The sequence below is a fragment of the Carnobacterium sp. genome, assembly GCF_040274425.1.
On sequence record NZ_JBEMBC010000162.1, the window covers coordinates 1 to 2,366 of the forward strand.

Sequence of the window (2,366 nt, forward strand, 5' to 3'; positions counted from 1 at the left end):
CAACACTTAATCGAAAACACAAATATTAAACCTGTTGTAAACCAAATCAAGTACCACATCGGCTATACGCAAGACGATATTGTATCTTACTGTGAAGCTAACGACATCATCGTTGAAGGCTACTCATCACTAGGTACAGGCCGCTTATTAGGCAACGAAGATATAAAGGCGATTGCAGACAAATACGGGGTATCCGTACCACAATTATGCTACCGTTATCCTTTGCAAAAAGGCCACATCATTCTACCAAAATCAGTTCACGAAGAATACATTCTTGCTAATGCTGAATTAGATTTCGAAATTTCTGAAGCTGATATGGCAACTTTAGATGCATTCGTTATTGAATAACCTGATGGTCATCCTTGATAAAAAAAGGAGCTAGGAAATACCTAGCTCTAAAAATAAAAATCGCGATGAAATAAATTATAAATGTGATTTATCCGTTGCGGTTTTTATTTTTGATTGGTTTATGTTGAAAAGCTTACGCTCTTTTTTCTAGCCACAAGGGCTAATTGGTTAGGTCTATGCTCACAAGCAACAGTCCATCGGCACTATGAACAGCAAGCTTGCCTCTGACGTTGGTTTTTCGCATACTAAATACACCGTGCAAGCAGTCAAAAATAATTTCACCGTCAATTTTGCGTTTAGCATAGATAACTTTTTTATTTTGTTATAATTTTGATAGATGGTGAGTCACTCATTTAATTTTTGTGTGTCACTAAACTTTTAAGGTATTTGACTCACTATGCTTTTTAAAAGGATAAAAAACCTTCAACTTTTTCTGGTTTAGAATGAGTTGAAGGTTTTTTGTTAGGGGACTAAGTTGTTTTGCAATCTCCTTTTTAAGTATCTTTTTTAGAGGCAATGTACTGATTCACTAAGCGATCGTATTCCCGCATAATTGACGAAATGACCGGTTTCTTTATCGACTCTAATGTGATGGAATCGATGGATGCTATAGGCAATACATCGTTACCCGTTCCTGAAATAAAAGCGCCATCGATAGTATTTAATTCCGTCACAGGAACATTTTGTTCGATAATATCAATTTGCTGTTGTTGGCAAATGGCTACAACTTTAGAACGGACAATACCTAAAAGAACATTTTTAGCAGGAGAAGTATAGAGTTTATCCCCTTTAACAATAAATAAATTTGAACGACTACCTTCTGTGACGTTACCTTCTTGGTCGACTAACAGCACTTCATATGAACCTGTTTTTTCTCGCTCCGCTAGTACAGTTTTTTGATACTCTTCACGTTGGATCTTGATATTCGGATCTTCTCTTTCCAAATTCAACAAAGTTGTTTTAATGCCAGTTTGATAATAGCTCGTAGGCGGATAAGGACTTTTAGTGAAGAAAGCCAGTAAACCCATGTCTTTATTCCAGATCAATTTGATATTTTGATCAAAGGCACCATTCTTATCAACAAGCTGGTATAAACGATTGATTAAAATATCATCTGAATCTGTTAAAGGAAGACCGACAGATCCAGCAAACGTTCTGAATCGGCGCAAATGATCTTCTAAAAACAGCGGTATGCCATCTCTAACACGAATCACTTCATACACATTTTTTCCTGTTAATTTTTCAAACGGATGCAGGTTGTCTGTGGATACTTCTTGATCATTATGATAGTAAAAATTTTGTTCAACATATTCCATATTTTTCATCCTCTTTTATTTAATCATTGTGGTTAATTTATTCAGGAGCGTGTTAATGGTCTATTTTTAAATAAGTTTATCACTTTTTCTAAATAAAGACAGCAATGTTTTTTTAAATAGTTGAATAGATACTCCTTACTATAAAGTGTAGTGAGTAGTATAATTTTTTTTACTAAATACATACTGGGGAAAAGGTATTTAATATCAAATAGGAGTGAAAGTAACATATAACTTACATAGAGTGGTAGGGCGCATTTATTTAAGCTATATTTCCGTATTAGTCATAGAATGTTTATTCGCCGATAGCGATTTTCCAATGCAAGCTTTAGTAGTAGGAATCCTTTGTCGTTTATGAGAAAAGTTATATGGCTCAGCTAAAAGTGGCACGAAAATAGAGAAGTTAAAACTTAAACGATTACATAACTTTTGTCTTATATAAAACAAGATGATAAACTACTTTAAAATCTGAAACTATCACTTTTATATGAAGGAAAGATTATATACATGCAGTAACATGGCAAGGAAACGAAAAAATGGAAGTCAAAACAGTCCCGGATCCAACGATTGAAGAACTAACCGATATGATCATTCGCATTACAGCAACGGCTATTTGATGCCAGATATGGCATTCCGGGGCCCAGTAATCCCGATCCGCCCAGAAATCTTTTTGCTCAAAGCATACCCGAGGCGCGGACCAATGAA

2 protein-coding genes and 1 pseudogene are annotated in these 2,366 nt (G+C 35.1%); 2 read left to right on the plus strand and 1 reads right to left on the minus strand.

All coding sequences use genetic code 11. The features are described from left to right. Positions 1–348, plus strand: a 348-nt coding sequence (locus ABS911_RS14950) for an aldo/keto reductase (RefSeq protein WP_350468212.1), incomplete at its 5' end; no start/stop codon positions are given. Positions 349–842: 494 nt separating this feature from the next. Here ABS911_RS14950 and ABS911_RS14955 read toward each other — a convergent pair. Then, on the minus strand, positions 843–1,664 hold the full coding sequence (locus ABS911_RS14955; protein ID WP_350468213.1) for an aminotransferase class IV: 822 nt from the start codon (positions 1,662–1,664) through the stop codon (positions 843–845). A 500-nt stretch (positions 1,665–2,164) separates the two neighbouring features. Here ABS911_RS14955 and ABS911_RS14960 point away from each other — a divergent pair. After that, positions 2,165–2,275 (plus strand): annotated as a pseudogene (locus tag ABS911_RS14960) (alcohol dehydrogenase catalytic domain-containing protein); the annotation flags it as partial. Positions 2,276–2,366 lie beyond the last annotated feature (91 nt).

Bases quoted from the DNA above. Each gene is read 5' to 3' on its own strand.
- ABS911_RS14955 (WP_350468213.1), bottom strand. From the start codon at position 1,664: ATGGAATATGTTGAACAAAATTTTTACTATCATAATGATCAAGAAGTA.